Source organism: Pseudomonas sp. NPDC089428 (assembly GCF_044749325.1).
Lineage (GTDB): Bacteria > Pseudomonadota > Gammaproteobacteria > Pseudomonadales > Pseudomonadaceae > Aquipseudomonas.
On record NZ_JBIVHT010000006.1, the window covers coordinates 121,956 to 146,652 of the forward strand.

Below are 24,697 nucleotides of genomic sequence, written 5' to 3' on the forward strand. Positions count from 1 at the left end.
GCCATCAGTATCGGCGAACAGAGGCCCGTGGCTCAAATGAGGATCGGCCTGTTTCGTCTTTCATTCTCGATTACTTAACCGCAGTGCCACTAATTAGACATTATTCTGTCATTGGCCCCCGCAATACTTGCGCCTGTTTTCCGGAACCCCAGAACCTGTCTAGTCAGGCCCTTTCCGAAGACATGCCAACATGGGGGCGGGCGCTGAGCCTCCCCAAATCTTTTTAGTAGGGAGAACCTTATGCGTCTTGTTTCTACACTTACCGGAGTGAGCCTCACCGGCATGATGCTGGCTCTGAGTACTCCGGCCAGTGCTGCTGTCGACGCCAAGCTGCTCGAAATGCTCCGCGCCAACGGCTCGATCAACCAGGCGCAGTACAACGAACTGCAGGGCGACCTGGCAAAAGAAACCAAGGAAAAGGCCGACCAGAAAGCTCAGTCCGAACGTATGAGCGCTTTCGAACAAAAAGTGGCATGGGCCGCCAAGACCCAGATCAAGGGTGATGTGCGCCTGCGTTACGAAGACGTCAACGTCGACAACCCGATCTCCCGCAGTGGCAACCAGGACCGCGAGCGCGTGCGTGCCCGCGTCGGCTTCTACAGCGAGATCAACCCGCAGGTCGACGCCGGCGTGCGTGTGGCCACCGGCAGCAGCGCCGATGCCCGCTCGACCAACCAGAGCCTGGACAACTACTTCGAGAAGAAATCGCTGTGGGTCGACCTGGCCTACCTCGACTGGCACCCGACTGCCGTCCCTAACCTGCACCTGATCGGCGGCAAGATGATGCAGCCTTGGGTGAGCATGGGCGACATTATCTGGGACAGCGACATCAACCCGGAAGGCGTGGCTGTCACCTACAAGACCAACGCCGGCCCGGCCGAAGTGTTCGGCAGCATCGGTCACTACAACCTGAAGGACAACGTCGACGGCGACGGCGTGCAGTTCAAGCACGACGCACAGCTGTACGCTGCCCAGCTGGGTACCAAGTTCAACGCGGCTGACACCGTCAAGGTCACTGTCGGTGCCAGCCTCTACGGCTACGACAACGACAAGGCCTCGGCGGCGCTGCGTTCGCTGGGCAACACCACCGACGAGTTCAACCTGGTTGAAGGCTTCGGCCAGCTCGACTTCACTGGCTTCGCCATCCCGCTGTCGGCATACGGCCAGTACGTCAAGAACACCGAGAGCACCGATGGCAAGGACACCGCCTGGCTGGCGGGCCTGAAGTCGAAGATCGGTGCCTGGAGCCTGGACTACAACTACCGCGACGTACAGCGTAACGGTGTGGTCAGCCTGTTCACCGACTCTGACTTCGGTAACGGCTTCACCGGTTCCCGCGGTCACAAGTTCAAGGTCGGTTACGAAATCGACAAGAACTTCGCCCTCGGCGCGGCCTACATGATGGCCAAGACCGACTACTCCAACCTGCCGAACAGCGATGCTGACGTCGACACCCTGCAGGTGGACCTGGAAGCCAAGTTCTAAGCTGCAAGCTCCTCTGCTTCACGCTGAGGCGGGAAATACCGACCCCATCCGGTATTTCCCGCCTCTTTTATGCCTGCCAGAAATGCACCCGGCCCCTTCGCGGGTAAACCCGCTCCCACAGGTACTCCACAGGACTTGTTAACCGTGGCGTACCTGTGGGAGCGGGTTTACCCGCGAAGAGGCCGGTACAGTCTCTACAAAACTCAGCGCTTGCGCAGAATCACGCTACCAATCGAATAACCTGCACCAAACGAGCTCAGCACGCCAAGCGACCCTTTGGCCAGATCATCCTGGTACAGGTGGAAGGCAATCACCGACCCGGCCGAGCTGGTGTTGGCATAGCGGTCGAGAATCACCGGTGCCTCTTCCTCGCTCACCTCACGCCCCAGCAGCTTCTTGACGATCAGGTGGTTCATGCTCAGGTTGGCCTGGTGCAGCCAGAAGCGTTTCACATCGCTTGGTTGCAGCCCGTTTTCCTGCAGGTGCTCACCGATCAACTCGGCCACCTTCGGGCAGACCTCGCGGAACACCTTGCGGCCTTCCTGGATGAACAACTTGTCCGCCGCGCCCTCGCCCTCTTCCGCCGCACGGTTGAGGAAGCCGAAGTTGTTACGGATGTTGTTGGAGAACTCGGTCCACAACTTGCTGCTGACGATGTCGAACTGGTGCGCCGAAGTGGCCTGCTCGGCACGCTCGATCAGCACCGCGGTAGCGGCATCACCAAAAATGAAGTGGCTGTCACGGTCACGGAAGTTAAGGTGGCCGGTGCACACCTCCGGGTTGACCATCAGCACCGCACGCGCCTGCCCCAGGGCCACACTGTTGGCGGCGGTCTGGATGCCGAAAGTGGCCGACGAACAGGCTACGTTCATGTCGAAGGCAAACCCCTGGATGCCCAGCGCCTGCTGCACTTCGATGGCGATGGCCGGGTATGGGCGCTGCAGGTTGGAGCAGGCGACGATCACCCCGTCGACATCCGCCGGGGTGCGCCCCGCGCGTTCCAGCGCCTGGCGCGCAGCGGCCACGCCCATTTCGCAGAGGATCGACTGCTCGTCGTTGGAACGCTCCGGCAGGCGCGGCTTCATGCGTTGCGGGTCGAGGATGCCGGCCTTGTCCATGACGAAACGGCTCTTGATGCCCGAGGCCTTTTCGATGAAGGCGGCGTCGGACACGGGAGCTGCTTCGAGTTCGCCACGCTCGATGGCAGCAGCGTTGTCCTGGTTGTACTGCTGCGACCAGGCATTGAAGGAGGCCACCAGTTCATCGTTGGAAATGCTCTGGGCCGGGGTATACAGGCCGGTGCCGCTGATCACGACGTTATGCACGATCGATCCTCTGCTCAAAGGCCATCGCCACGGGGCGCTGGCTGGGAATATGACAGAATAATGGCACTTTAGTACCAATTTCACGACGAGGGCTGCGCCCTCGATCGCGGATGAATCCGCTCCAACAGGACGCTGCTATCCCTGTAGGAGCGGATTGATCCGCGATGGGCCGCAAAGCGGCCCCCAAATTCACTGAAGTGTGCCACAAATCAAGGAAGTTAGCCTTCCACCTGGCTCCACTGCTTGCTCAATCGCTTGTCGGAAATCGGCACTTTTGTACCCAACTGCTGGGCAAACAGCGATACCCGATACTCCTCCAGCAACCAGCGGTACAGGGTCAGCTGCTCATCGCGCTTGCCTTCCTGGGCATGCTTGTCGGCCCGAGCCTTGTACTGCGCCCACAGGTTGCCCAGCTCGCCGCTCCAGACCCGGTCCTTCTGCACCTGGCCGCCCAGCTTCTCGAGGCGCAACTCCACCGCCTTGAGGTAACGTGGCAACTCCTTGAACCAGGCTGCCGGGGTCTCGCGCACAAAGCCCGGATAGACCAGGTTGGCCAACTGCTGCTTGATGTCGTTCAGCGCCACCGCCTGGCTCAGGTCGATCTTGCCCTTGAAGCGCTTCTGCAGGCCGTGCCACAGCTTGAGCACTTCCAGTGTCTGCCGGGCCAGACGTTCGGCGTGCTCGGCCCAGCTGCCACGCTTGCGCTCGGCCAGCCCGGCCAGGGCGGCACCGTCACGCGGCAAGGTCGCTTCACCGTCAAGGATGCAGCTGTCGAGGCTCGCCAGCAGAATATCCTCCACCAGCGCCTCGATCCGGCCCAGCTCGCGGTACAGCAGCCCCAGCTCGGTCAGCCCCGGCAGCTTGCCGCGCAGGAACTTGGCCGGCTCCGCCAACTGCTGCAGCAGCAGGCGCTGCAGGGCGCGACGGTGCTGGAACTCGGCTTCGGCCTGGGTCGAGAAACGCCCTTCGCGCACAGTGCCGTTTTCTTCCACCAGCGCCGGGTACACGGTCATCGACAGGCCGGCGATCTTCTGCTGGGCGGTCTGCTTGACCTCGCTGAAGGCCTTGGCCTGCACCGGTTGCTCGCTCTTCTCGGTACGCGGCACGGCCAAAGCGGCCTGGCTGGCAGCAGCAAAGCGCGCGGTCAGCTCGGCCAGGTCACGGCCTTCGCCAAGGAACTTGCCCTGGCCATCGACCACTTCGATGTTCATTCGCAGGTGGCCTTCGACCAGGTTGACCGACTCGGCCCAGGCCTCATCGGAAACCCGCGCGCCGGTCATGCGCAACAGTTCCTGGCCCAGCGCCTGGGGCAGCGCACCCTGGCCGAAGGTCATGCGCGCCAGCGAGGCCTTGACGAAGTCCGGCACCGGCACGAAGTTCTTGCGCAGGGCCTTGGGCAGGTTGCGCACCAGCGCCACGCACTTGGCTTCCAGCAGGCCTGGCACCAGCCACTCCAGCCGTTCGCCCGGCAGGCTGGGCAGCAACGGTGCCGGCACGCGTACGGTCACGCCGTCACGCGGGTGGCCCGGCTCGAAGTGGTAGGTCAGCGGCAGGCGCAGCTCGCCGACCTGCAGGCTGTCGGGGTACTGCGCCGCGGTGACTTCGCTGGCCTCGCGGGCCAACACGTCTTCCTCGCGCATGATCAGCAGATTCGGATCCTTCTGGCTGTTCATGCGGTACCAGGCGTCGAAGGTCGCGGTCTGATGGATTTCCGCCGGCAAGCGTGCTTCGTAAAAGGCGTACAGGGTTTCTTCATCGGCGAGAATGTCACGCCGACGGGCCTTGGCCTCCAGTTCGTCGAGCTCTTCGAGCAGGCGCTTGTTCGCGGCCAGGCACTTGGCCCGCGACTGGATTTCACCGCCAACCAGGCCTTCGCGAATGAAGATTTCCCGCGAGGCAACCGGGTCGATCGGGCCATAGTGCACCGGGCGGCGGCCGACCAGGATCAGGCCATACAAGGTGATCTGCTCATAGGCCACCACCTGCCCACGCTTCTTTTCCCAGTGCGGTTCGAAGTGGTTCTTCTTGATCAGGTGGGTCGCCAGCGGCTCGATCCAGTCAGGCTCGATCTTGGCGACCATGCGCGCATACAGCTTGGTGGTTTCCACCAGCTCGGCGGCCATCACCCACTGCGGGCGCTTGCGGCCGATGCCGGAAGAAGGATGCACCCAGAAGCGCCGCTGGCGGGCACCCTGGTAATCACCTTCTTCGGTCTTTTGCCCGATCTGGCTGAGCAGGCCGCTGAGGATCGCCTTGTGCACCTTGTGGTAGTCGGACGGCTCTTTGTTGACCGCCAACTGCAGCTCGCGGCAGATCAGCGACAACTGGCGATGGGCATCGCGCCACTCACGCAGGCGCAGGTAGTTCAAGAAATTCTTGCGGCACCAGTTGCGCAGCGGACTGGCGGTAAGCGCCTGGCGCTGCTCTTCAAAACCCCGCCACAAATTGACCAGCGCGGCGAAGTCGGTATCGCCGTCCTTCCACTGCGCATGGGCCTGGTCGGCAGCCTGCTGGCGCTCCGGCGGGCGCTCGCGCGGGTCCTGCACCGACAGCGCACTGGTGACGATCAGCACTTCCTGCAGGCTGCCCTGGCGCGCACCTTCGAGCAGCATGCGGCCCAACCGTGGGTCGATCGGCAAGCGCGCCAGCTGGCGGCCGATTGGCGTCAGCTGGTTCTCGCGGTTGACCGCCGACAGCTCCTGCAGCAGGTTGAAACCGTCGCTGATGGCCTTGCCATCCGGCGGCTCGATGAACGGGAAGGCGTCGATCGCCCCCAAGCGCAGGTGCAGCATCTGCAGGATCACCGCTGCCAAGTTGGTGCGCAGGATCTCGGGGTCGGTAAATGCCGGCCGGCCATTGAAGTCTTCTTCGCTGTACAAGCGAATGCAGATACCCGGCTCGACCCGGCCGCAACGGCCTTTGCGCTGGTTGGCACTGGCCTGCGAAATCGCCTCGATCGGCAAGCGCTGGACCTTGGCGCGGTAGCTGTAGCGGCTGATGCGCGCGGTGCCGGTGTCGATCACGTAACGGATGCCGGGTACGGTCAGCGAGGTTTCCGCAACGTTGGTGGCCAGCACCACCCGGCGCCCGACGTGAGACTGGAAAATACGCTGCTGCTCGGCCGGCGACAGGCGCGCGTACAGCGGCAGGATCTCGGTGTGGCGCAACTGCGCCTTGCGCAGGATCTCTGCGGCATCGCGGATTTCCCGCTCACCCGGGAGGAACACCAGCACATCGCCGGGGCCTTTGCCCACGCTGCGTTCGTGCTGGGCAATCTCGTCGAGGGTGGCAAGGATCGCCTGGTCGACGGTGAGGTCGTCCTCGACCTGGTTGCCCTCCTCGTCCTGTTCGCTGGTCAGCGGGCGGTACCAGGTTTCCACCGGGAAGGTACGCCCGGACACCTCGATGATCGGGGCATTGTCGAAGTGCTTGGAGAACCGCTCCAGGTCGATGGTCGCCGACGTGATGATCAGCTTCAGGTCTGGCCGGCGGTGCAGCAGGGTCTTCAGGTAGCCGAGCAGGAAGTCGATGTTGAGGCTGCGCTCGTGGGCTTCGTCGACGATGATGGTGTCGTAGCGTTCGAGAAAACGGTCGTGCTGGGTTTCGGCCAGGAGGATACCGTCGGTCATCAGCTTGACCAGGGTGTTGGCGTCGCTCTGGTCTTCGAAACGCACCTGGTAGCCGACCAGCCCACCCAGCGGCGTGCCGAGCTCTTCGGCAACCCGGGCAGCGACACTGCGCGCGGCGATACGCCGCGGCTGGGTATGGGCAATCAGGCCATGGCTGCCGCGGCCCAGCTCCAGGCAGATCTTCGGCAACTGGGTGGTCTTGCCCGAACCGGTTTCGCCGGCGATCACCAGCACCTGGTGTTCTGCCAGGGCCTTCTTGATCTCGTCACGCTTGGCAGCGATCGGCAGGCTGTCGTCGTAGTGGATCTGCGGCACGCTGTTCTGGCGTGCGGTGACCTGGGCGCAGGATGCCTGGACCTTTTCCACCCACTGCGCCAGCTTCGCCTCGTCGGGGCGCTTGCGCAGTTCATGCAACTGCCGGCGCAAGCGATGGCGCTCGGCGATCATGGCGTGGTCGAGGTTTTGCAGCAGTTTGTCGATGGCTTGGTCAGTCATGGGGCTTTTTAGTGATGCAGGTGGGCCTGCTTTTTCATGATCGGCATTCGTAGGATGCGCGATTGTCGCAGATTTGCCGGTTCTCTGCTGCCTGTGCCGGCCCTTTCGCGGGTAAACCCGCTCCCACAGGATTGCATCAAGCTTGAGCTTTGTGGGGTACCTGTGGGAGCGGGCTTGCCCGCGAAAGCGCCGGCACAAGCAGCAGGAATGTTTAGCCAGGAGCGATGTGAACGTTGCCATTCACTGCTTTAATCAACCTTACGCCGCATGTGAGTATCAAAGGCATGACTCCCGTCCAGACCATCGCCCCACCGTCGTCCCGTCCTTCGCCAGCGAAGGCCCGGTCCCGCGCCGGTGAAAATCCGCTGGTCCATGTCATCCTCGCCTTCTGGGCGCTGTGGCACTGCCGCCACGCACGCCCACCGGATTTCTCGCTCACGCCGTTGTGACCCAACTCGGCCGCAGCCCGGCCGTTTGATTCCAGTGGACCGCGCCCGTGCGCCGGTCCCGTGCGCCTGTGAGCCAATCCATCATGCACTTTGCACCTGTAGAGCACGCCAGCCGTTTCCTGGCAGAAAACCCCGATATCGAACTGTTCGAACTGTTCATCCTCGACGCCAACGGCGTGCCACGTGGCAAGTTGCTACACCGCGAGGAACTGCTGGCGGTGTACCAGAGCGGCCGCCCGCTCCCCAGCACCATCCTCGGCCTGACCCTCAATGGCGACGACGTGGAAAACTCCGGCCTGGTCTGGGATGTCGGTGACATCGACTGCCGCGCCTACCCACTGGATGGCAGCCTGGTACGCCTGCCCTGGCGCCGGGTGCCGACTGCGGCGGTGCAGGTCAGCATGCACCCCAGCGAAGGCCTGCCGGCCAGCGTCGCCGACCCGCGCCATGTGCTGCTGCGTACCATCGAGGCGCTCAATGCCGATGGTTACCACCCGGTGATGGCCTGCGAGCTGGAGTTCTACCTGCTCGACCAGAAGCGCGATGCCCAGGGCCGCCCACAACCGGCGCTGGACAACGACGGCGGGCGCCCGCGCAGCACCCAGGTCTACGGCCTGCGCGAGCTGGAGCAGATCGAACCCTTCCTTGCCGACCTCTACGCTGCCTGCAAGGCCCAGGGCATCCCTGCCCGCACGGCGATTTCCGAATACGCGCCCGGCCAGGTGGAAATCACCCTGGAACATGGCGATGCGCTGCAGGCGATGGACCAGGCCGTGCGCTACAAGCGCCTGGTCAAGGGCGTGGCCCATGCCCATGGCATGCAGGCCTGCTTCATGGCCAAGCCGTTCGCGCAACTGGCCGGCACCGGCATGCACATGCACCTGAGCCTTGCCGACAGCGCTGGCAACAACCTGTTCGCCAGCACCGATCCGGCCGGCACCCCACTGCTGCGCCAGGCGGTGGCCGGCATGCTCCGCCACCTGCATGAATCGCTGCTGCTGTTCTGCCCCAACGCCAACTCGTTCCGCCGCTTCCAGGCCAACAGCTATGCACCATTGGCACCGACCTGGGGCGTCGACAACCGCACCGTCAGCCTGCGCGTGCCCGGCGGCCCGGCCAACAGCCGGCATGTCGAGCACCGCATCTGTGGCGCCGATGCCAACCCGTACCTGGCTGCCGCTGCCATTCTGGCCGCCAGCCATCGCGGCATCCGCGAACAGCTCGACCCCGGTGCGCCGGTCGAAGGCAACGGCTATGCCCAGGCCACCGAGCACCTGCCCACCGACTGGCTGACCGCACTCGACGCACTGGAGCGCTCGCACTGGGCGCGCGAAGCGCTCGGCGAGGCGTTTCTCGGCGTCTACCTGAAGGTCAAGCGCGCCGAGTATCGCCAGTTCATGGCCGAAGTCAGCGAACAGGACTGGCGCTGGTACCTGCACCAGGCCTGAGCCTTACCCCATTCAGAACAAGGAACACCCATGAACGCAGCATTGAACAATGGCCCGGCCCAGCGCGCGCCGTCCTATTACAGCGCCTCGCTGAACGACCACACCGAGTACCCGCAGCTCAAGGGCACGGTGCAGGTCGACGTCGCCATCATCGGCGGCGGCTTCACCGGCGTGGCCACCGCAGTGGAACTGGCCGAGCGCGGCCTGAAGGTGGCGATCGTCGAGACCAACCGTATCGGTTGGGGTGCCAGCGGCCGCAACGGCGGCCAGGTCACCGGCAGCCTGTCGGGTGACGAGGCCATGCGCACGCAGATGCGCAACCACCTGGGCGCCGAGGTCGATGATTTCATCTGGCACCTGCGCTGGCGTGGGCACCAGGTCATCGAACAGCGGGTCGAGCGCTATGGCATCGACTGCGACCTCAAGCGCGGCCATCTGCATGCAGCGATGAAACCCTCGCACATGCAAGAGCTGCGCAGCTTCCAGGCCGAGGCCGAACGCCGCGGCATGGGTGACCAGGTGCAACTGCTCGACCGCGACGGCGTGGCCGGGCACCTGCAGAGCCCGCTGTACCTGGGCGCACTGAAGAACCTGCGCAACCTGCACCTGCACCCGCTCAACCTTTGCCTGGGCGAAGCCCGCGCCGCCCACAGCCTGGGTGCGCTGATCTTCGAGAACTCCGAAGTGCTGGACATCGTCCACGGCCCACGCCCGGCGGTGGTCACCGCCCACGGCCGGGTCGAAGCGCGCCAGGTGATGCTCGCCGGCGACGTCTACCACAAGCTGGAAAAACGCCAGCTCAAGGGCAAGATCTTCCCGGCCATGGGCGGCATCGTCACCACCGCCCCGCTGGGCGAACTGGCGCAGCAGATCAACCCGCAGGACCTGGCGGTATACGACTGCCGCTTCGTGCTCGACTACTACCGCCTGACCGCTGACAAGCGCTTGCTGTTCGGCGGCGGCGCAAACTACTCGGGCAAGGATTCGCGTGATATCGAAGGCGAGCTGCGCCCCTGCATCGAGCGTACCTTCCCGGCGCTCAAGGGCGTGCCGATCGAGTTCCAGTGGAGCTGCGCGATGGGCATCGTGGTCAACCGCATTCCGCAACTGGGCAAGCTGTCGGACAACGTCTGGTACTGCCAGGGCTATTCCGGGCACGGCATCGCCACCAGCCACATCATGGGCGAGATCATGGCCGAGGCACTGACGGGAACGCTGGAGAAGTTCGACACCTTCGCGCAGTGCAAGCACGTGCGGGTGCCGATGGGGGACTTGCTGGGCAATCCGCTGCTGGCGGCGGGGATGTGGTACTACCAGATGCTGGAAAAACTGCGCTGACGCTAAAGGCCCATTCGCGGGCAAGCCCGCGAAAAGGCCAGTAAGGTCGATCAGGCGATCTTCTTCAGCCCCTGCTTCTTCAGCTCTTCATCGCGCAGTTCACGGCGCAGGATCTTGCCGACGTTGGTGGTCGGCAAGGCATCGCGGAACTCGATGTAACGCGGCACCTTGTAGCCCGTGACGTTGGCACGCATGTGCTCCATCACCTGCTCCTTGGTCAAGGTCATGCCCGGCTTGACCACGATGAACACCTTGATCACTTCACCCGACTTCTCGTCCGGCACACCGATGGCTGCGCACTGCAGCACGCCCGGCAAGGCGGCGAGCACGTCTTCCAGCTCGTTGGGGTACACGTTGAAGCCCGAGACCAGGATCATGTCCTTCTTGCGGTCGACAATGCGCATGTAGCCATCAGGCTGGATCAGCGCGATGTCGCCGGTCTTCAGCCAGCCCTCGCTGTCGAGGATCTCGTGGGTGGCGTCTTCACGCTGCCAATAGCCCTTCATCACCTGCGGCCCCTTGACGCACAGCTCACCGGTTTCGCCAAGCGCCAGCTCGTTGCCGGCATCGTCGATGACCTTGCACAGCGTCGATGGCACCGGGATGCCGATGGTACCCACCTGGTTGGCCTCGGCCGGGTTCACCGCCGCCACCGGGCTGGTCTCGGTCATGCCGTAGCCTTCGCAGATGGCGCAGCCGGTGACGCTCTTCCAGCGCTCGGCCACGCTCAACTGCAGGGCCATGCCGCCGGACAAGGTGATCTTCAACGCCGAGAAGTCCAGGGCGCGGAATGCCTCGTTGTTGCACAGCGCAACGAACAGCGTGTTGAGGCCGACGAAACCACTGAACTTCCACTTGCTCAGTTCCTTGACCATTGCCGGCAGGTCGCGGGGGTTGCTGATCAGCACGTTGTGGTTGCCGATCAGCATCATCGCCATGCAATGGAAGGTAAAGGCATAGATGTGATACAGCGGCAGCGGAGTGATGAGGATCTCGCAGCCTTCCTGCAGGTTCGAGCCCATCAGCGCCCGGCACTGCAGCATGTTGGCCACCAGGTTGCGGTGGGTCAGCATCGCGCCCTTGGCCACGCCGGTGGTACCACCGGTGTACTGCAGCACGGCCACGTCGTTGGCTTGCGGGTTGGCTTCGGTGACCGGTTGGCCCTTGCCCAGCGCCAAGGTATCGTTGAAGCGTACGGCACGCGGCAGGTTGTAGGCCGGCACCATCTTCTTCACGTACTTGATCACGCTGTTGATGAGCAGGCGCTTGAGCGGTGGCAGCAAGTCGGCCACTTCAGTGACGATGACGTGCTTGACCTGGGTCTTGGGCACCACCTTCTCGGCCAGGTGCGCCATGTTGGCCAGGCACACCAAGGCCTTGGCACCGGAATCGTTGAACTGGTGCTCCATTTCCCGCACGGTGTACAGCGGATTGGTGTTGACCACGATCAGGCCGGCGCGCATTGCACCAAATACCGCTACCGGGTATTGCAGGACATTGGGCAGCTGGACGGCAATGCGGTCACCTGGCTTGAGGTCGGTGTGCTGCTGCAGCCAGGCCGCGAAAGCGCCAGACAGCGCGTAGAGCTCGCCATAGGTGATAGTCTTGCCCAGGTTGCTAAAGGCCGGTTTATTGGCAAAGCGTTGGCAGGATTGCTTGAGTACCGCCTGGATATTGGGGAATTCGTCAGGATTGATTTCCGCCGTAATCCCGGCTGGGTATTTATCCTTCCAAAAATTTTCGATCATGGAAGCCCACTCCTTCAGCAACAGCGAAGTTCGATTCACGCGTCGATGCGTTTATTATTGATATGTGATGAGGGTTCGTTGCAAACCTGATCATCTGAAAGCGGCCCGAGAGTAACAGCTTTAAATGGGGTCGCCTAGGGGCCAATACCGGCCTCATAGTCACAAAAATGACTCAATGAACGATACAAGTCATTTTTAGAGTATTTGACCAAAATGTCGCAAATCGGGCTGCAAGCAGCCTGTTAGAGCACCTTGAAGCATCCGCGGGGCAAGCCCGCTCCCACAGGTCATGCACAATCCTTCTGGGGGAGCGGGCTTGCCCCGCGAAAAAGCAAACCCGATATCAGGCGATGTCGCGCAATTCGCGCCGCAGGATCTTGCCCACCGGTGTCATCGGCAGCGACTCGCGCACCACGATGTGCTTGGGCACCTTGTAGCCGGTGAAGTTGGCCTTGCAGTAGGCCTTCAGATCTTCGACGCTCACCCCACCCTCACGCGCCACCACGAACAGCTTCACCGCCTCCCCCGAACGCTCATCGGGCACGCCGATGGCCGCGCAGTTGGCCACCTGCGGATGGCCCATCACCACATCTTCGATTTCGTTGGGGTACACATTGAAACCGGAGACGATGATCATGTCCTTCTTGCGGTCGACGATGCGGGTGAAGCCGTCCGGGTCGATCACCGCGATATCGCCGGTCTTGAACCAGCCCTCGGCATCCAGCGCCTGCGCCGTGGCCTCCGGTTGCTGCCAGTAGCCCTTCATCACCTGCGGGCCCTTGATGCACAACTCGCCTCGCTCCCCCAGTGGCAGCTCGTTGCCGTCGTCGTCGATGACCTTGAATGCCGTGCCCGCCACAGGAATGCCCACGGTGCCCAGTCGCGCCAACTGGCCGTAGGGATTGGTACTGGCCACCGGTGAGGTCTCGGTCAGGCCATAGCCCTCGACGATGCGGCAGCCGGTGAGCGCTTCCCACCGCTCGGCAGTAGCCTTGACCAGTGCCGTGCCGCCGGAGTTGGTGACTTTCAGTGCCGAAAAGTCCAGCTGACGGAAGCCGGGATGATCCATCAGCGCGACGAACAAGGTGTTCAACCCCAACAGCGCCGAAAAACGCCACTTGCCCAGCTCCTTGATGAAGCCCGAGATGTCGCGCGGGTTGGTGATCAGCACGTTGTGGTTGCCGGTAACCATCATGCACATGCAGTTCGCGGTGAAGGCATAGATGTGATAAAGCGGCAGCGGCGCAATCATTACCTCCTGGCCTTCCTTGATCAGCCGCTGCCCGTCCGGACCGTGCTGGGAGAAACAGGCCAGCACCTGCAGCATGTTGGCCACCAGGTTGCCGTGCGTGAGCATGGCCCCCTTGGCCAGGCCCGTGGTGCCCCCGGTGTACTGCAGCACGGCGATGTCGTCGAGGGCGAGTGGCACCGGCTTGTGTGCCAGGCTGCGGCCTTCGCGCAATACCTGCTTGAACGCGATGGCCTGTGGCAGGTGATAGGCCGGGACCATTTTCTTCAGTTTGTCGACCACGGTGTTGACCAGCCAGCCCTTGGCCGCGGGCAGCAGGTCGCCCATCTTCGCCTCGATCAGGTACTCGATACCGGTATCGGGCAGCACCTCCTGCACGCGTTTGCCGAACATGTTCAGGTACACCAGGGCGCGGGCCCCGGCATCCTTGAACTGGTGACGCATCTCGCGCTCGGTATACAGCGGGTTGGTGTTGACCACGATCAGCCCGGCGCGCAGGGCGCCGAACACGGCAATGGGATACTGCAGAACGTTGGGCATCTGCACCGCGATGCGGTCACCCGGTTTGAGGTCGGTGTGCTGCTGCAGCCAGGCGGCGAAGGCGGCCGAATGGCGCTCCAGCTCGGCGTAGCTCAGGGTCACGCCGAGGTTGCTGAACGCCGGGCGCTCGGCGAAACGCTTGCAGGAGCGCTCGAACACCTCGACGACCGAAGCGTATGCGTGGATGTCGATGGAGGAAGGCACGCCCTCGGGGCGTTTGTCATTCCAGAAGTCGGCTTGCATTTATTATTGTTCCTCTGCCTGAGCTCGCGCGGATTCCTTGCCCTGTCTGCCTGACGGCAAAAAAAGGCGTTGAACCGACGTTAGCAGGTAAGCCCGAGGTGGCATATACGCCAAGTGCCGCCATTAACATTGTGAATCTTATTTGTGCCCTTCCTGCAATTCGGCCGGTTGTGCATACACTGTGCGGGTAACCTTCGCGCAAAGGAATCGCCATGCCCCATGACGCCTTCTGGTTGCCTGCCAGCGAGCATTGCCAGCTCTACGTGCACCAATGGCTGCCGGCCACACCGGTCAAGGCTGTGGTGCTGCTGGCGCATGGCATGGCCGAGCATGGCGGGCGCTACCAGCGCCTGGGCCAGGCCCTCAGCGATGCCGGCTACGCCCTGCTGGCGCCCGACCTGCGCGGCCACGGGCGCACCGCCGAGCATGGCAGCCTCGGCCTTTTCGCCCGGCAACATGGCTGGAATGCCGTGCTCAACGACCTTGGCCTGCTGGCCCAGCACATCGGCCAGCAGTTCCCTTGCACCCCGCTGTTTCTGTTTGGCCACAGCATGGGCAGCTATATTGCCCAGGCCTACCTCACGCACCACAGCGGCAGCCTGCACGGGGCGATTCTCAGTGGTTCCAACTTCCAGCCCGCTGCGCTGTACCGGGTGGCACGCCTGATTGCGCGCCTGGAAGCCTGGCGCCAGGGGCCACTGGGCAAGAGCGCACTGATCGAGTGGCTGTCGTTCGGCTCGTTCAACCACGCCTTCAAGCCCAACCGCACGGCTTTCGACTGGCTCAGCCGTGACCCGGCGGAAGTGGACAAGTACGTCAACGACCCGCTGTGTGGCTTTCGCTGTAGCAACCAGCTGTGGCTCGACCTGCTGCAGGGGTTGGCGCAGATCAGCCAGGCGCGCAACCTTGCGCAGATCGACCCGAACCTGCCGATGCTGGTGATTGGCGGCGAATGTGATCCGGTGAGTGCCGGCAAGCGTCTCACCCATCTGGCCGACGCCCTGCGCGCGACCGGCAATCGACATGTACAGCTGCGCGTCTATCCTGAGGCGCGGCATGAAGTGCTAAACGAAATCAATCGGGACGAGGTCACCGCCGATATCCTCGCATGGCTTGAGCAGGCACTGGCCCTTGGCCGCCCTGCTCGCAGTGAATGATATCGGCCTCGTCCGCCTATCAAGGAATCGCCAATGACCCAGGTCACCAACACGCCTTACGAAGCTTTGGAAGTCGGCCAGAAAGCCAGTTACGAAAAGTCTGTCGAAGAACGCGACATCCAGCTGTTCGCCGCGATGTCCGGTGACCACAACCCCGTGCACCTGGATGCCGAATTCGCCGCCAAGAGCATGTTCAAGGAGCGCATCGCCCACGGCATGTTCAGCGGTGCGCTGATCAGCGCCGCAGTGGCCTGCACCCTGCCTGGCCCTGGCACCATCTACCTGGGCCAGCAGATGAGCTTCCAGAAGCCTGTGAAAATCGGCGACACCCTGACCGTGCGCCTGGAAATCCTCGAGAAGCTGCCGAAGTTCAAGGTGCGTATCGCCACCAACGTGTACAACCAGAACGATGAACTGGTGGTCGAGGGCGTGGCCGAGATCCTGGCACCGCGCAAACAGCAGACCGTCGAACTGGTATCGCCGCCGAACTTCGTCGCCAGCTGATAAAAGCGCTGGACTCTTCGCGGGCAAGCCCGCTCCCACAGAATTCGCGCAGTTCCTGAATACTGTGCTGTACCTGTGGGAGCGGGCTCGCCCGCGAATGGGCCGGCAAAGCCGCTACATCAGTTCACGCAAACGCCTTTCGATATGCCGCCGCTCAGGCGCCTGATGGGTCAGCGACAGCGCCTGCTGCCAGGCCACCCGCGCCTCATCAACATTCCCCAGCTCTTGATGCAACTGGGCCCGCGCCGCATGCGCCAGGTGATAGTCGCGCAGCTCCCCGGTCGCCAGAATCGCCTCCACCGCCACCAAGCCAGCCTGTGCCCCGTCACGCTTGGCCAGCGCCACCGCCCGGTTGAGCGCCACGACGGCTGACGGCCAGTGCCTATGCAGCACATCGTACAGCCCGACGATCTCTGCCCAGTCGGTCTCTTGCGCGGTGGCCGCCTCGGCATGCACCGCCGCGATCGCCGCCTGCACGGTGTAGGCACCAAAGGTTCGGCTGGCCAACGCCAGGCGCACCAGCTCGCAGCCTTCGGTAATCAGCGCGCGGTCCCACAGGCTGCGGTCCTGCTGGTCAAGCAGTATGAGGTTGCCTTCGGCATCGCTGCGCGCACGCTGGCGCGAGGCCTGCAACAACATCAGTGCCAGCAAACCCACCGCTTCGGCGTCCGGCAACAGTTGAACCAGCAGGCGCCCCAGGCGGATCGCCTCGTCGCTCAGCTCCTGCTGCAGCAACACCTCGCCCGAGGACGCCGAGTAACCTTCGTTGAACACCAGGTAGATCACCCGCAGCACACTTTCCAGGCGCTCGGGCAGTTCGTGCAGCTCGGGGACCTGATAAGGAATACCGGCGTCGCGGATCTTGGCCTTGGCCCGCACGATGCGCTGGGCAATGGTCGACGGGCTTTGCAGAAACGCCCGGGCGATCTGTTCGGTGGTCAGGTCGCAGACTTCGCGCAGGGTCAGCGGCACCTGGGCATCGGCCGCCAGGGCCGGGTGGCAGCAGGTGAAGATCAGCCGCAGACGGTCGTCGGCGAGCAACTCTTCTTCACTGGGGTCCTGCCCCTGGCCTTCGATCAGCATGATCAGCTCGGCCTGGGAGCGGTCGAAGCGAGCACGCCGACGCAATGCGTCAATGGCCTTGAAACGCCCGGTCGAGACCAGCCAGGCCCGCGGGTTGTCGGGGATGCCATCGCGCTGCCAGCGCTCGACGGCAATGAAAAAGGCATCGTGCATGGCCTCCTCGGCCAGGTCGAAATCCCCCAGCAGGCGGATCAGCGTCGCCAGGATCCGCCGCGAATCACGCCGATATACCGCTTCGACTTCGGCACGTACCTGCGCCAGCTCCGCCATCAGTCAGGCATCCGCTGGGTCACGACCTCCACCAGGCGGTCCAGGCTTTCTCCCCAGCCCTGATGGAAACCCATTTCTTCATGGGCGCGGCTATCGGCTGCATTCCAGTGCCAGGCTCGTGCGGTATAGCGGGTCTTGCCGTTTTCTTCGTCAAAGCTGATCACCGCTGTCATGAAGGCTTTGCCCGACGGCACCCAACCCGGCCCGAAGGCATCGGTGAACACCAGCCGGCGCGGTGCGGCAATTTCCAGGAACACGCCCTGGGTCGGATACTCGGAGCCATCCGGGGCCCGCATGAGGGTACGGAAAAGGCCCCCGACCCACAGCTGCATCTCGCATTCCGGGGTGGTCATGCCGTGCGGTCCCCACCACTGCATCAGCCATGCGGGCTCGGTCCAGGCTCGGAACACCTTGGCAGGCGGGGCATCGATCAAGCGGCTGATGGATAGTTCGTGCTGCGCAGGCGTGGGTTCGACAAGGGTCATTCTTGTTGTTCTCCATTGCTGTCAGGGTTGCAGTTCGCGCACCGGCCGCACTTCCACGCTGCCGACCCGTGCCGCCGGAATGCCCTTGGCGATGTTCAGCGCCTCGTTGAGGTCACGGGCATCGACCAGGTAAAAGCCGGCGAGCTGCTCTTTGGTTTCGGCGAACGGGCCATCGGTAATGCTCATTCGCCCGGCGCGCACGCGCACGGTGGTAGCGGTCTGCACGGTTTTCAGCGCCTCCGCAGCGATGATCCGCCCGGCGCTCTGCAGCGATTCGGCGTAGGCCATGCATTCGGCGTCTTCCGGGCTGTCCGGCAGGCTATGCAGCAGCCCTTCGTCACAATAGACCAGGCACAGGTATTTCATGGTCGTCTCCAGGCGTTGGCAACGTGCATTTGGCGATAGCCGTTCAAGGCTTGAGATCGAACAGTGCTTTCTGGGTTTGCATGTCGAACGGTGCCGACCAGTGTTCGTGAATCACCTGCCACTGGCCGCCAGACTTGCGGTAACCGACGGTGGCACGCATGAAGCCGCACTGGCTCTCGTCGGCCCCAGGGCCGCAGCGGTTCAGCCAGTGGGCCAGGCCCAGGTCACCGTCAGCGTGCACGGTCAGTTGGGCGAGTTCGAAGACCATGGGCCCGGGGCACATGCTCATGCACATTTCCCAATGCGCCTGGTAGGCGGCCTTGCCCTTGAATTGTAGTGACTGAATGGCATCGAAGGCGACGATGTCGTCGGCGTACGGTGCGGTGATGGCGGGGATGTCACGGTCGCGTACGGCCTGCATCCAGCGGTCGATAAGCTGACGGATTTCGTTTTCGGCTGCCGTGTTCATCGGGTGTTCCTCCGATCGCTCATGAGCGTTTCGGTACAGGGTTGTCTTGTACCTTCAGCTCATGGTCGAACGGTAGCCGGATAATTCGACAGGACTTATGAAAGTTTTCCGTGAGAGATGCATGACCACCACCGCAACCTAAATGCCGGCGACAATGAATTCACGGTAACCCGAGACAATCACATACACCGCGAAGTAGCAGAAAATCGCCGCCGACAACAGGTACGACCACGTCAGCAGCCGGTCCCCGAGCAAGCGCCCGCCGTGGCTGGCGATGCCGCACAGGCTCATGCACCAGACCAGCCCGGCAGCGAAGAAGCCGCCCAGGAACAGCCCGGCATCCAACAAGCTGCCACCGCCGGAGCGGGAAATCAGCACGCCACCGACAGCAGCGAACCAGAGGATGGCGCTGGGCGACGACATGGCCAGAAATACACCCCGCAGAAACTCGCGCCAGCCCGACTCCACCACCACTTGCGCACTGGCATCCATGTGCCCGCCACGCCAGGCGGCCAGCAGCATCTTGATGGCGAACCACACCAGCAACACCGAACCGCCAAGCCACAAGGTCCAGCGAACGCTTTCGAACTGCAGCAACACGGTCATGCCGGCGAGCGCCGCAATGGCGTAGATCAGGTCGCCCACGCAGGTCCCCAGCCCGAGCCAGAAGCCCTGGAGGAAACCGCGCTGCATGGCCAGGGTGATCATGGCGATGTTGGCCACGCCGATGTCGAGGCACAACGACAGGCTGAGGAAGAAACCGTTGGTAAAAGGCATTGAACACTCGCAGTCAGCGCAATCAGGCGCCGTAGAGCCTGCCACGAGCGGTCATGGGATGGAAGGGTGTTCAATCAAGCCAGCGCCGCCTGCTCGAACACCTCATCTGCCCACTGGTTAAGGCTTTTGCCTGCCGCGCGGGCGGCAACGCTGGCAGCCGCATGCACCTCTGGACGAATGCGCAGCATGACCTTGCCTGACGCAGGTTTCTCCGGGGTGATGCCCTGCTCCGCGCAGTCGGCCAGGTAATCTTCCAGCGCCTCGCGGAAGGCTTCATGTAACTCGGGCACAGAGCTTGCGTGGAAACTGATGATGTCGCGCATGCCCAGCACACGGCCAACAAAAATGTCGTCACGCTCATCGTATTCGATACGGGCGGCATAGCCCTTGTAGCGCATGCAACTCATAGGCTGACTCCTGCCCGCAGCAAGAATTCGCGGGCTTCTTCAATCTGATACCGTTTGGCTTCTTTGCCAGGATGGGGGCGATGGCACCTCCAGCTCTGGCCGCCAAGCATCAGCTTGACCCTGGAGCCATGCCGTTCCAGCACTTGCCCGCCGAGGTGAAGCACCAGGGCTTCGACCTCGGAAAACGCCAACGAGGCCGTAGTGGGCGTCCTGAAGATAGCGTCGTAAATTTTTCGGTATCGAGTGTTCATCGGAAAATGCTATCAAAATAAGATAGCACTTATTCCCCGATATTCATTCAGGATTTTTCAGTACCATCCAGCACCTGCGCATAACGCTCGCGATCCACGTTGGCCCCGCTCAGCACCACTGCCACGCGCTTGCCTGCCTGGCGCTTGCGCTCCTGCAGCAACGCCGCCAGCGCCGCAGCGCCAGCACCTTCAGCCGTGTTATGGGTGGTTTCGTGATACATGCGCATGGCCTCTGCCACTTCGCTGTCGGTGACCCGCACGATCCGCGCGGCATGCTCGCGCACGAGGGCAAAGGCATCCGGGTGCGGTACCCGGCAGGCCATACCATCGGCAAAGGTATCGGCGGTAGCCGTGGTTACGATGCGACCCAGCTCGAAACTCTGTGCGTAGGCATCGGCCGCACTGGAGACCACGCCGACGATCTCGGTCTTCAGCCCCAACAGGTTGCGTGCCTGGATCAGCCCGCAGATGCCCGAGCCCATGCCGATCGGCACGTACACGCAATCCAGCTCGCCCACAGCCTCGAACAGCTCCAGGGCATAGGTAGCTACCCCGCGCACCAGCTCAGGGTGGAACGATGGCACCATGTCATAACCCAGTTCCTCCGCCAGGCGGGCCGCCTCTTCGCGGGCCACGTCGAAGTCGACACCGTGCTCCACCAGTTCGGCGCCAAGCGCGCGCATGGCTGCGTTCTTCTCTTTCGAATTGCCCTCGGGCACCACGATCACCAGCGGCACACCGGCCTGGCTCGCGGCCAGAGCCATGCTCTGGCCGTGGTTGCCACGGGTGGCGGTAACCAGGCCCCGCGGGGGCTTGCCAGCGGCCAGCAGCGAACGCACATAGACCAACCCGCCGCGCACCTTGAAGGCGCCGGTAGGCGCGTGGTTTTCGTGCTTGACCCATAGCTTGCAGCCCACCCGCTCTGCCAGAAGCGGCCAGGTGCGCTGTGGCGTCGGTGGAACGTGCTGGTGTACGAAATCGGCAGCTTCGCGCAGGGCAGCAAGGTCGAACATGGCGATCATCCCTCTTCGGTAGGTGGTTGATCCGATCCTAAGCGCCGGGCATTGTATGGGTAAAACCTTATATTGCATGGGTAGCAATATCGTGTGGATCCCGCAGCTGGTCGACGATGACCAACCCCGCTATCTCGCCTTGGTCGATGCAATTGCCAACGCCATCGAAAGCGGCGCACTCAAGGTCGGTGATCGCCTGCCTCCGCAACGTCGGCTGGCCTGGAAACTGGGCCTCAACCCCAGTACCACCCAGCAGGCCTACCGCGAAGCTGCCGCTCGCCACCTGGTGGCTGGCGAAGTGGGCCGCGGCACTTACGTGCTGGCGGGCAGCAAGGAAGCGACCTTGTTTCGCCTCAAGCATCACGACGGGCAACGCCCGCTGATCGACCTGTCGACCAACGTTCCGGTGGCCGATCCGCACAACCATGATTTGCACGACAGCTTGCGCAGCCTGCTGCAACGCCCCGATAGCAACTTGCTCGATCATTACCTGGGCCCCGAGCAGTTGCTGCTAGGGCGGATTCGCGGCGCCCAATGGGTGGCCAACCGCGGCCTGGCCCTGTCAGCGGACGAGCTGTTGCTGTGTGGTGGAGCCCAGCAAGCGCTGGTATTGGTGCTGCAGTCGTTCTGTCAGGCGGGTGAGCCGGTCATGCTCGAGGCCCTGACCGCACCGGGTATCAAGGCGGCCTGTCGGCAACTGCGGCTGCCCGTGCATGGTGTGGCACTGGACAACCAAGGCCTGCGGCCCGATGACCTGGACCGTGTGGCGCGCGCCAGTGGTGCTCGCGTGCTGGTGACCACACCGACCCTGCACAACCCCACTGGTGCCTGCATGGAGGATGCGCGCCGCGCGGCAATTGCCGAGGTAGTCAAACGTCTGGGGCTATTGGTGATCGAGGATGATGTGTATGGCGCATTCAGCGACCAGCCGCCGCTCTATCCACTTCTAGGCGATCAGGCGGTTTACATCAACAGCCTGTCCAAGACGGTGGCTGCTGGTTTGCGATTGGGATGGATTGCGGCCAGCCAGAAGCTGCTGGCTCAGGTTGACCCGCATGCCAAGGCCAGCCACTGGCCGGTGTCGCCTCTGAGCCTGGAGATCGCTTGCCAATGGATCGAAGACGGCACAGCTGCGCAGCGCCTCGCCTGGCAGAAAACGGAAATTACCGAGCGCTGGCGCCTGGCACGCAGGCTGCTGGGTGATGGACTGCACAATACCGGCCAGCCTTCGCCCCACGCGTGGCTGGGCACGCCGCAGGGGGCCGAGGCGGTGGTAAAGCAATGCCGCGAGCAAGGTGTGGAAGTTGTTCCGGCCAGTGTGTTTGCCATTGGCGCGACCGAGGTGCAGGCCGTGCGCATCAGCCTGTCGGCAGCCGGTAGCCGGGCGGAACTGAAACAAGGCCTGGAGGTAGTACGGCAGGTACTGTCGGGGCGATGAACCGGGCGGACGAAAGCAGCTTCTTCGCGACGGCTAAACGCGAAGAGGCCGCTGACGTTGGGCTATCAACCCTGCTGGCAACCTTCACCCATTGCCCGGTACTGAATGGTATGCACCTGGCCATGATGGTCTTCATAGGTCATGGTCGCAGGCACCACTTCACAGACATTGGGGATGGTCGACAGGTTGATCACCCGTTTGATGTCGAGGTTCATGGAATAGTCGTACTGCTGGGCCACAGGCTCGCTGGAGACCGGTTTGGCCTCATCGGCGAGGGCGAACGAGGACATACCGACCAAAGCAAGAATCAGTAATGGTTTCATGGGGGTTGACCTTCAAAGCAATCCAGCTGATCGAGTGACTTCTGATGCCGTCAATGGCGCGGAGAAGTTGTCATCAACTACGAAGATGACACGAAGTACCGATCCCGCTTCATCTACTGCCAGGGGGGATGTGTAAAATTCTACTCCTGGCCGGGAATAGTTGAACCCTGAACTCGGACATTCACCCTTGCAGGATTTGCAACAATCTGCGACAAGACGAAACGGCTCGATGGCCTGGAATCACCGAGCCAGAGCCAACCGCTTCAGGTATCCCCATGACTGCCCTGCACTGCGCCCTGCTCACCGGCCCCGAGCGTCGATTGCTCGAACACTTCTACAAACAGCAGGGTTCGCGCATGCGCGCAGCCAATGATGGTGAATTGTGGGTGGCACGCCGTGACGGGATCGTAGCCGGCCTCTGCCTCAGTGCCGTCGCCGACGGCCACTGGCTTACCGGCCTGTTCGTCGCCCCGCAAGCGCGCAAGTGTGGCGTGGCCACGCAGTTGGTCGCGGCGGCGCTGGCCGGCCACAGTGGCCCGACCTGGCTGTTCTGCCACCCCGACCTCACGGCCTACTACCAGCGCCTCGGCTTCGGCATCACTGCGCAGTTGCCTGAAGCCTTGGCCTCGCGCCTGCATCGCTACCAGCGCAGCAAAAGCCTGCTGGCCATGGTGCGGTATCAGTCGTCGCGGTCATCCAGCCCCGGGAACAACACATCGGTGTAGCCGAACCGGGCAAAGTCCTGGATGCGCGAGGGGTACAAGCGGCCGATCAGGTGGTCGCACTCGTGCTGTACCACCCGGGCATGGAAGCCGTCAGCGAAGCGGTTGATCGGATTGCCCTGCGGGTCGATGCCTTCGTAGCTGATGTGCTTGAAGCGCGGCACCACCCCACGCAGGCCGGGCACCGACAGGCAACCCTCCCAACCGTCCTCGATCTCAGTGGTCAGCGGGGTGATCACCGGGTTGAGCAGAATGGTTTGCGGCACCGGCTCGGCATCCGGGTAACGCTCGCTGCGCTCGAAACCGAAAATCACCAGCTGCAGGTCGATACCGATCTGCGGCGCGGCCAGCCCCACGCCACCGACGTGGTGCATGGTTTCGAACATATCGTCGATCAACTGCTGCAGTTCGCTGCTGCCGATCAGATGTTCAGGCACCGGTGGGGCAATGCGCAGCAGGCGCTCGTCGCCCATCTTGAGAATGTCACGGATCATCGCGGGTTCGGCTCGGTCGGTTCAGGCTCGACCGGGTGTTCATGGCCGAGCACGGTGATGGTTCCCTGGGGTTTGGCGCCCTTGAAATCCTTCTCGCCCGGGTCCTTGCCCTCGCTCGACATGTGCTCGATCACCGCGTTCATCTCAGCGCCCAGCAACAGCACGGCGGCAGAGATGTAGAAGTACAGCAACAGCACGATGATCGCACCGATGCTGCCATACATGGCGTTGTAGTCGGCAAAGGTCTTGACGTAGTAGGCAAAGCCCAGGGAGGCGATGATCCATACTACTACCGCCAGCACCGAACCGGGGGTGATGAAGCGAAACTTCTGCTTCACGTCCGGCATCACGTAATAGATGAGCGCTACCGCCACCATCAACAGAATGACAATGGCCGGCCAACGCAAGATCGTCCACACCGTGACGATGACCTCCTGCATGCCCACCTGTGCCGCGATCCACTCCATCACCTGTGGCCCTAGCACCATCAGCGCTGCCGCCACCAGCAACATGCCGGCGATACCGACGGTATAGAAGATCGACAGTGGGATGCGCTTCCACACCGGGCGCCCTTCGGGCACGTCATAGGCGGCGTTCATCGCACTCATCATCAGGCGCACACCGGCCGAGGCGGTCCACAGCGCGATCACGATACCCACCGACAACAGCCCACCCTTGGACTGTTGCAACTGGTCGATCACCGGATTTACCTGCTCCAGCGCCTGGGGCGGGAGCACCAGTTCGGATTGCAAGCGCAGCCATGAAAAGAAATCCGGCAGGTGCAGGAAACCAATCAGGGCGATCAAAAACAGGATGAAGGGGAACAGCGAGAACAGCATCTGGTAGGCCAGTGCCGATGCATAGGTCGACATCTCGTCGTCGAGGAATTCCTTGACGGTGCGCACCAGCACGCGGTGCAGGGGCAGGCCGCGCAGGTCGGGGAAAATCATAGCGTCTCCTTTCGCCGCTTGATTCTTGAGTACAACGGG

General features: G+C 62.9%; 23 protein-coding genes. 8 read left to right on the forward strand and 15 right to left on the reverse strand.

What is annotated here, in order from left to right:
- Positions 1-240 precede the first annotated feature (240 nt).
- Positions 241-1,485 (forward strand): putative porin, encoded by a 1,245-nt coding sequence (locus tag ACIPZ5_RS13715; protein WP_261943095.1) that lies wholly within the window; start codon positions 241-243, stop codon positions 1,483-1,485.
- Between the two features lie 203 nt (positions 1,486-1,688).
- On the opposite strand, the gene ACIPZ5_RS13720 is transcribed toward ACIPZ5_RS13715, so the two are convergent.
- Together ACIPZ5_RS13720 and hrpA are read right to left on the reverse strand one after the other, a co-directional pair.
- Positions 1,689-2,810: a beta-ketoacyl-ACP synthase III gene (locus tag ACIPZ5_RS13720; protein WP_261943094.1), complete on the reverse strand. Its 1,122-nt coding sequence runs from the start codon at positions 2,808-2,810 to the stop codon at positions 1,689-1,691.
- A 218-nt stretch (positions 2,811-3,028) separates the two neighbouring features.
- Positions 3,029-6,934, reverse strand: coding sequence for an ATP-dependent RNA helicase HrpA (gene hrpA, locus ACIPZ5_RS13725; protein WP_400809143.1), 3,906 nt, complete (start codon positions 6,932-6,934; stop codon positions 3,029-3,031).
- A gap of 284 nt (positions 6,935-7,218) precedes the next feature.
- On the opposite strand from hrpA, the gene ACIPZ5_RS13730 reads away from it, so the two are divergent.
- The 3 genes from ACIPZ5_RS13730 to ACIPZ5_RS13740 all read left to right on the forward strand — a co-directional run bounded on the left by ACIPZ5_RS13730 (position 7,219) and on the right by ACIPZ5_RS13740 (position 10,169).
- Entirely contained in the window at positions 7,219-7,383 is a 165-nt protein-coding gene (locus tag ACIPZ5_RS13730; RefSeq protein ID WP_400809146.1) for a hypothetical protein, read from the forward strand.
- Positions 7,384-7,466: 83 nt separating this feature from the next.
- A complete protein-coding gene (locus ACIPZ5_RS13735; protein ID WP_400809369.1) occupies positions 7,467-8,831 on the forward strand; it encodes a glutamine synthetase family protein in 1,365 nt (454 codons plus the stop codon).
- Positions 8,832-8,861: 30 nt separating this feature from the next.
- Complete coding sequence (locus tag ACIPZ5_RS13740) at positions 8,862-10,169, forward strand: NAD(P)/FAD-dependent oxidoreductase (protein WP_400809148.1); 1,308 nt, start codon at positions 8,862-8,864, stop codon at positions 10,167-10,169.
- Positions 10,170-10,219: 50 nt separating this feature from the next.
- On the opposite strand, the gene fadD1 is transcribed toward ACIPZ5_RS13740, so the two are convergent.
- Positions 10,220-11,917, reverse strand: coding sequence for a long-chain-fatty-acid--CoA ligase FadD1 (gene fadD1 / locus ACIPZ5_RS13745; protein WP_261943090.1), 1,698 nt, complete (start codon positions 11,915-11,917; stop codon positions 10,220-10,222).
- A gap of 343 nt (positions 11,918-12,260) precedes the next feature.
- Positions 12,261-13,949, reverse strand: coding sequence for a long-chain-fatty-acid--CoA ligase FadD2 (fadD2, locus tag ACIPZ5_RS13750; protein WP_400809151.1), 1,689 nt, complete (start codon positions 13,947-13,949; stop codon positions 12,261-12,263).
- Positions 13,950-14,161: 212 nt separating this feature from the next.
- On the opposite strand from fadD2, the gene ACIPZ5_RS13755 reads away from it, so the two are divergent.
- A complete protein-coding gene (locus ACIPZ5_RS13755; protein WP_400809154.1) occupies positions 14,162-15,106 on the forward strand; it encodes a lysophospholipase in 945 nt (314 codons plus the stop codon).
- Between the two features lie 33 nt (positions 15,107-15,139).
- Positions 15,140-15,610, forward strand: coding sequence for a MaoC family dehydratase (locus ACIPZ5_RS13760; RefSeq protein ID WP_313713095.1), 471 nt, complete (start codon positions 15,140-15,142; stop codon positions 15,608-15,610).
- Positions 15,611-15,724: 114 nt separating this feature from the next.
- On the opposite strand, the gene ACIPZ5_RS13765 is transcribed toward ACIPZ5_RS13760, so the two are convergent.
- From ACIPZ5_RS13765 to ACIPZ5_RS13800, 8 genes are all read right to left on the reverse strand, one after another.
- On the reverse strand, positions 15,725-16,963 hold the full coding sequence (locus ACIPZ5_RS13765) for an RNA polymerase sigma factor (protein ID WP_400809157.1): 1,239 nt from the start codon (positions 16,961-16,963) through the stop codon (positions 15,725-15,727).
- Complete coding sequence (locus ACIPZ5_RS13770) at positions 16,963-17,448, reverse strand: SRPBCC family protein (protein ID WP_400809159.1); 486 nt, start codon at positions 17,446-17,448, stop codon at positions 16,963-16,965. Before ACIPZ5_RS13770 ends, ACIPZ5_RS13765 begins: the two co-directional genes overlap by 1 nt.
- A gap of 21 nt (positions 17,449-17,469) precedes the next feature.
- A complete protein-coding gene (locus tag ACIPZ5_RS13775; RefSeq protein ID WP_261943084.1) occupies positions 17,470-17,814 on the reverse strand; it encodes a YciI family protein in 345 nt (114 codons plus the stop codon).
- A gap of 43 nt (positions 17,815-17,857) precedes the next feature.
- On the reverse strand, positions 17,858-18,283 hold the full coding sequence (locus ACIPZ5_RS13780) for a nuclear transport factor 2 family protein (protein ID WP_261943083.1): 426 nt from the start codon (positions 18,281-18,283) through the stop codon (positions 17,858-17,860).
- Between the two features lie 138 nt (positions 18,284-18,421).
- A complete protein-coding gene (locus ACIPZ5_RS13785) occupies positions 18,422-19,060 on the reverse strand; it encodes a LysE family translocator (protein ID WP_400809163.1) in 639 nt (212 codons plus the stop codon).
- 74 nt (positions 19,061-19,134) lie between these two features.
- The gene (locus ACIPZ5_RS13790) at positions 19,135-19,467 is read right to left on the reverse strand and encodes a type II toxin-antitoxin system HicB family antitoxin (RefSeq protein ID WP_054885700.1); all 333 of its coding nucleotides are present in this window, start codon (positions 19,465-19,467) and stop codon (positions 19,135-19,137) included.
- Complete coding sequence (locus ACIPZ5_RS13795) at positions 19,464-19,718, reverse strand: type II toxin-antitoxin system HicA family toxin (protein ID WP_400809165.1); 255 nt, start codon at positions 19,716-19,718, stop codon at positions 19,464-19,466. The genes ACIPZ5_RS13790 and ACIPZ5_RS13795 overlap by 4 nt, the downstream gene beginning before the upstream one ends.
- A gap of 47 nt (positions 19,719-19,765) precedes the next feature.
- Positions 19,766-20,731 carry a threonine dehydratase gene (locus ACIPZ5_RS13800; RefSeq protein ID WP_400809167.1) on the reverse strand — a complete coding sequence of 322 codons (966 nt, stop codon included), beginning with the start codon at positions 20,729-20,731 and terminating at the stop codon, positions 19,766-19,768.
- Between the two features lie 76 nt (positions 20,732-20,807).
- Here ACIPZ5_RS13800 and ACIPZ5_RS13805 point away from each other — a divergent pair, with 76 nt between their 5' ends.
- Positions 20,808-22,169, forward strand: a complete 1,362-nt coding sequence (locus ACIPZ5_RS13805) for a PLP-dependent aminotransferase family protein (protein ID WP_400809169.1) — start codon at positions 20,808-20,810, stop codon at positions 22,167-22,169.
- Between the two features lie 65 nt (positions 22,170-22,234).
- Here the strand turns inward: ACIPZ5_RS13805 and ACIPZ5_RS13810 are convergent, their stop codons facing one another.
- Positions 22,235-22,492, reverse strand: coding sequence for a DUF2790 domain-containing protein (locus tag ACIPZ5_RS13810; protein WP_054885703.1), 258 nt, complete (start codon positions 22,490-22,492; stop codon positions 22,235-22,237).
- Positions 22,493-22,767: 275 nt separating this feature from the next.
- Between ACIPZ5_RS13810 and ACIPZ5_RS13815 the strand changes: the two genes are divergently transcribed.
- The gene (locus ACIPZ5_RS13815; RefSeq protein WP_400809171.1) at positions 22,768-23,217 is read left to right on the forward strand and encodes a GNAT family N-acetyltransferase; all 450 of its coding nucleotides are present in this window, start codon (positions 22,768-22,770) and stop codon (positions 23,215-23,217) included.
- Here ACIPZ5_RS13815 and def read toward each other — a convergent pair.
- Entirely contained in the window at positions 23,172-23,708 is a 537-nt protein-coding gene (gene def, locus ACIPZ5_RS13820; protein WP_261943078.1) for a peptide deformylase, read from the reverse strand. The genes ACIPZ5_RS13815 and def overlap by 46 nt on opposite strands.
- Positions 23,705-24,658: a YihY/virulence factor BrkB family protein gene (locus tag ACIPZ5_RS13825; RefSeq protein WP_261943077.1), complete on the reverse strand. Its 954-nt coding sequence runs from the start codon at positions 24,656-24,658 to the stop codon at positions 23,705-23,707. Before ACIPZ5_RS13825 ends, def begins: the two co-directional genes overlap by 4 nt.
- Positions 24,659-24,697: the final 39 nt, after the last annotated feature.

Bases quoted from the DNA above. Each gene is read 5' to 3' on its own strand.
- ACIPZ5_RS13715 (WP_261943095.1), top strand. From the start codon at position 241: ATGCGTCTTGTTTCTACACTTACCGGAGTGAGCCTCACCGGCATGATG.
- hrpA (WP_400809143.1), bottom strand. From the start codon at position 6,934: ATGACTGACCAAGCCATCGACAAACTGCTGCAAAACCTCGACCACGCC.
- ACIPZ5_RS13730 (WP_400809146.1), top strand. From the start codon at position 7,219: ATGACTCCCGTCCAGACCATCGCCCCACCGTCGTCCCGTCCTTCGCCA.
- ACIPZ5_RS13735 (WP_400809369.1), top strand. From the start codon at position 7,467: ATGCACTTTGCACCTGTAGAGCACGCCAGCCGTTTCCTGGCAGAAAAC.
- ACIPZ5_RS13740 (WP_400809148.1), top strand. From the start codon at position 8,862: ATGAACGCAGCATTGAACAATGGCCCGGCCCAGCGCGCGCCGTCCTAT.
- fadD1 (WP_261943090.1), bottom strand. From the start codon at position 11,917: ATGATCGAAAATTTTTGGAAGGATAAATACCCAGCCGGGATTACGGCG.
- fadD2 (WP_400809151.1), bottom strand. From the start codon at position 13,949: ATGCAAGCCGACTTCTGGAATGACAAACGCCCCGAGGGCGTGCCTTCC.
- ACIPZ5_RS13755 (WP_400809154.1), top strand. From the start codon at position 14,162: ATGCCCCATGACGCCTTCTGGTTGCCTGCCAGCGAGCATTGCCAGCTC.
- ACIPZ5_RS13760 (WP_313713095.1), top strand. From the start codon at position 15,140: ATGACCCAGGTCACCAACACGCCTTACGAAGCTTTGGAAGTCGGCCAG.
- ACIPZ5_RS13765 (WP_400809157.1), bottom strand. From the start codon at position 16,963: ATGGCGGAGCTGGCGCAGGTACGTGCCGAAGTCGAAGCGGTATATCGG.
- ACIPZ5_RS13770 (WP_400809159.1), bottom strand. From the start codon at position 17,448: ATGACCCTTGTCGAACCCACGCCTGCGCAGCACGAACTATCCATCAGC.
- ACIPZ5_RS13775 (WP_261943084.1), bottom strand. From the start codon at position 17,814: ATGAAATACCTGTGCCTGGTCTATTGTGACGAAGGGCTGCTGCATAGC.
- ACIPZ5_RS13780 (WP_261943083.1), bottom strand. From the start codon at position 18,283: ATGAACACGGCAGCCGAAAACGAAATCCGTCAGCTTATCGACCGCTGG.
- ACIPZ5_RS13785 (WP_400809163.1), bottom strand. From the start codon at position 19,060: ATGCCTTTTACCAACGGTTTCTTCCTCAGCCTGTCGTTGTGCCTCGAC.
- ACIPZ5_RS13790 (WP_054885700.1), bottom strand. From the start codon at position 19,467: ATGAGTTGCATGCGCTACAAGGGCTATGCCGCCCGTATCGAATACGAT.
- ACIPZ5_RS13795 (WP_400809165.1), bottom strand. From the start codon at position 19,718: ATGAACACTCGATACCGAAAAATTTACGACGCTATCTTCAGGACGCCC.
- ACIPZ5_RS13800 (WP_400809167.1), bottom strand. From the start codon at position 20,731: ATGTTCGACCTTGCTGCCCTGCGCGAAGCTGCCGATTTCGTACACCAG.
- ACIPZ5_RS13805 (WP_400809169.1), top strand. From the start codon at position 20,808: ATGGGTAGCAATATCGTGTGGATCCCGCAGCTGGTCGACGATGACCAA.
- ACIPZ5_RS13810 (WP_054885703.1), bottom strand. From the start codon at position 22,492: ATGAAACCATTACTGATTCTTGCTTTGGTCGGTATGTCCTCGTTCGCC.
- ACIPZ5_RS13815 (WP_400809171.1), top strand. From the start codon at position 22,768: ATGACTGCCCTGCACTGCGCCCTGCTCACCGGCCCCGAGCGTCGATTG.
- def (WP_261943078.1), bottom strand. From the start codon at position 23,708: ATGATCCGTGACATTCTCAAGATGGGCGACGAGCGCCTGCTGCGCATT.
- ACIPZ5_RS13825 (WP_261943077.1), bottom strand. From the start codon at position 24,658: ATGATTTTCCCCGACCTGCGCGGCCTGCCCCTGCACCGCGTGCTGGTG.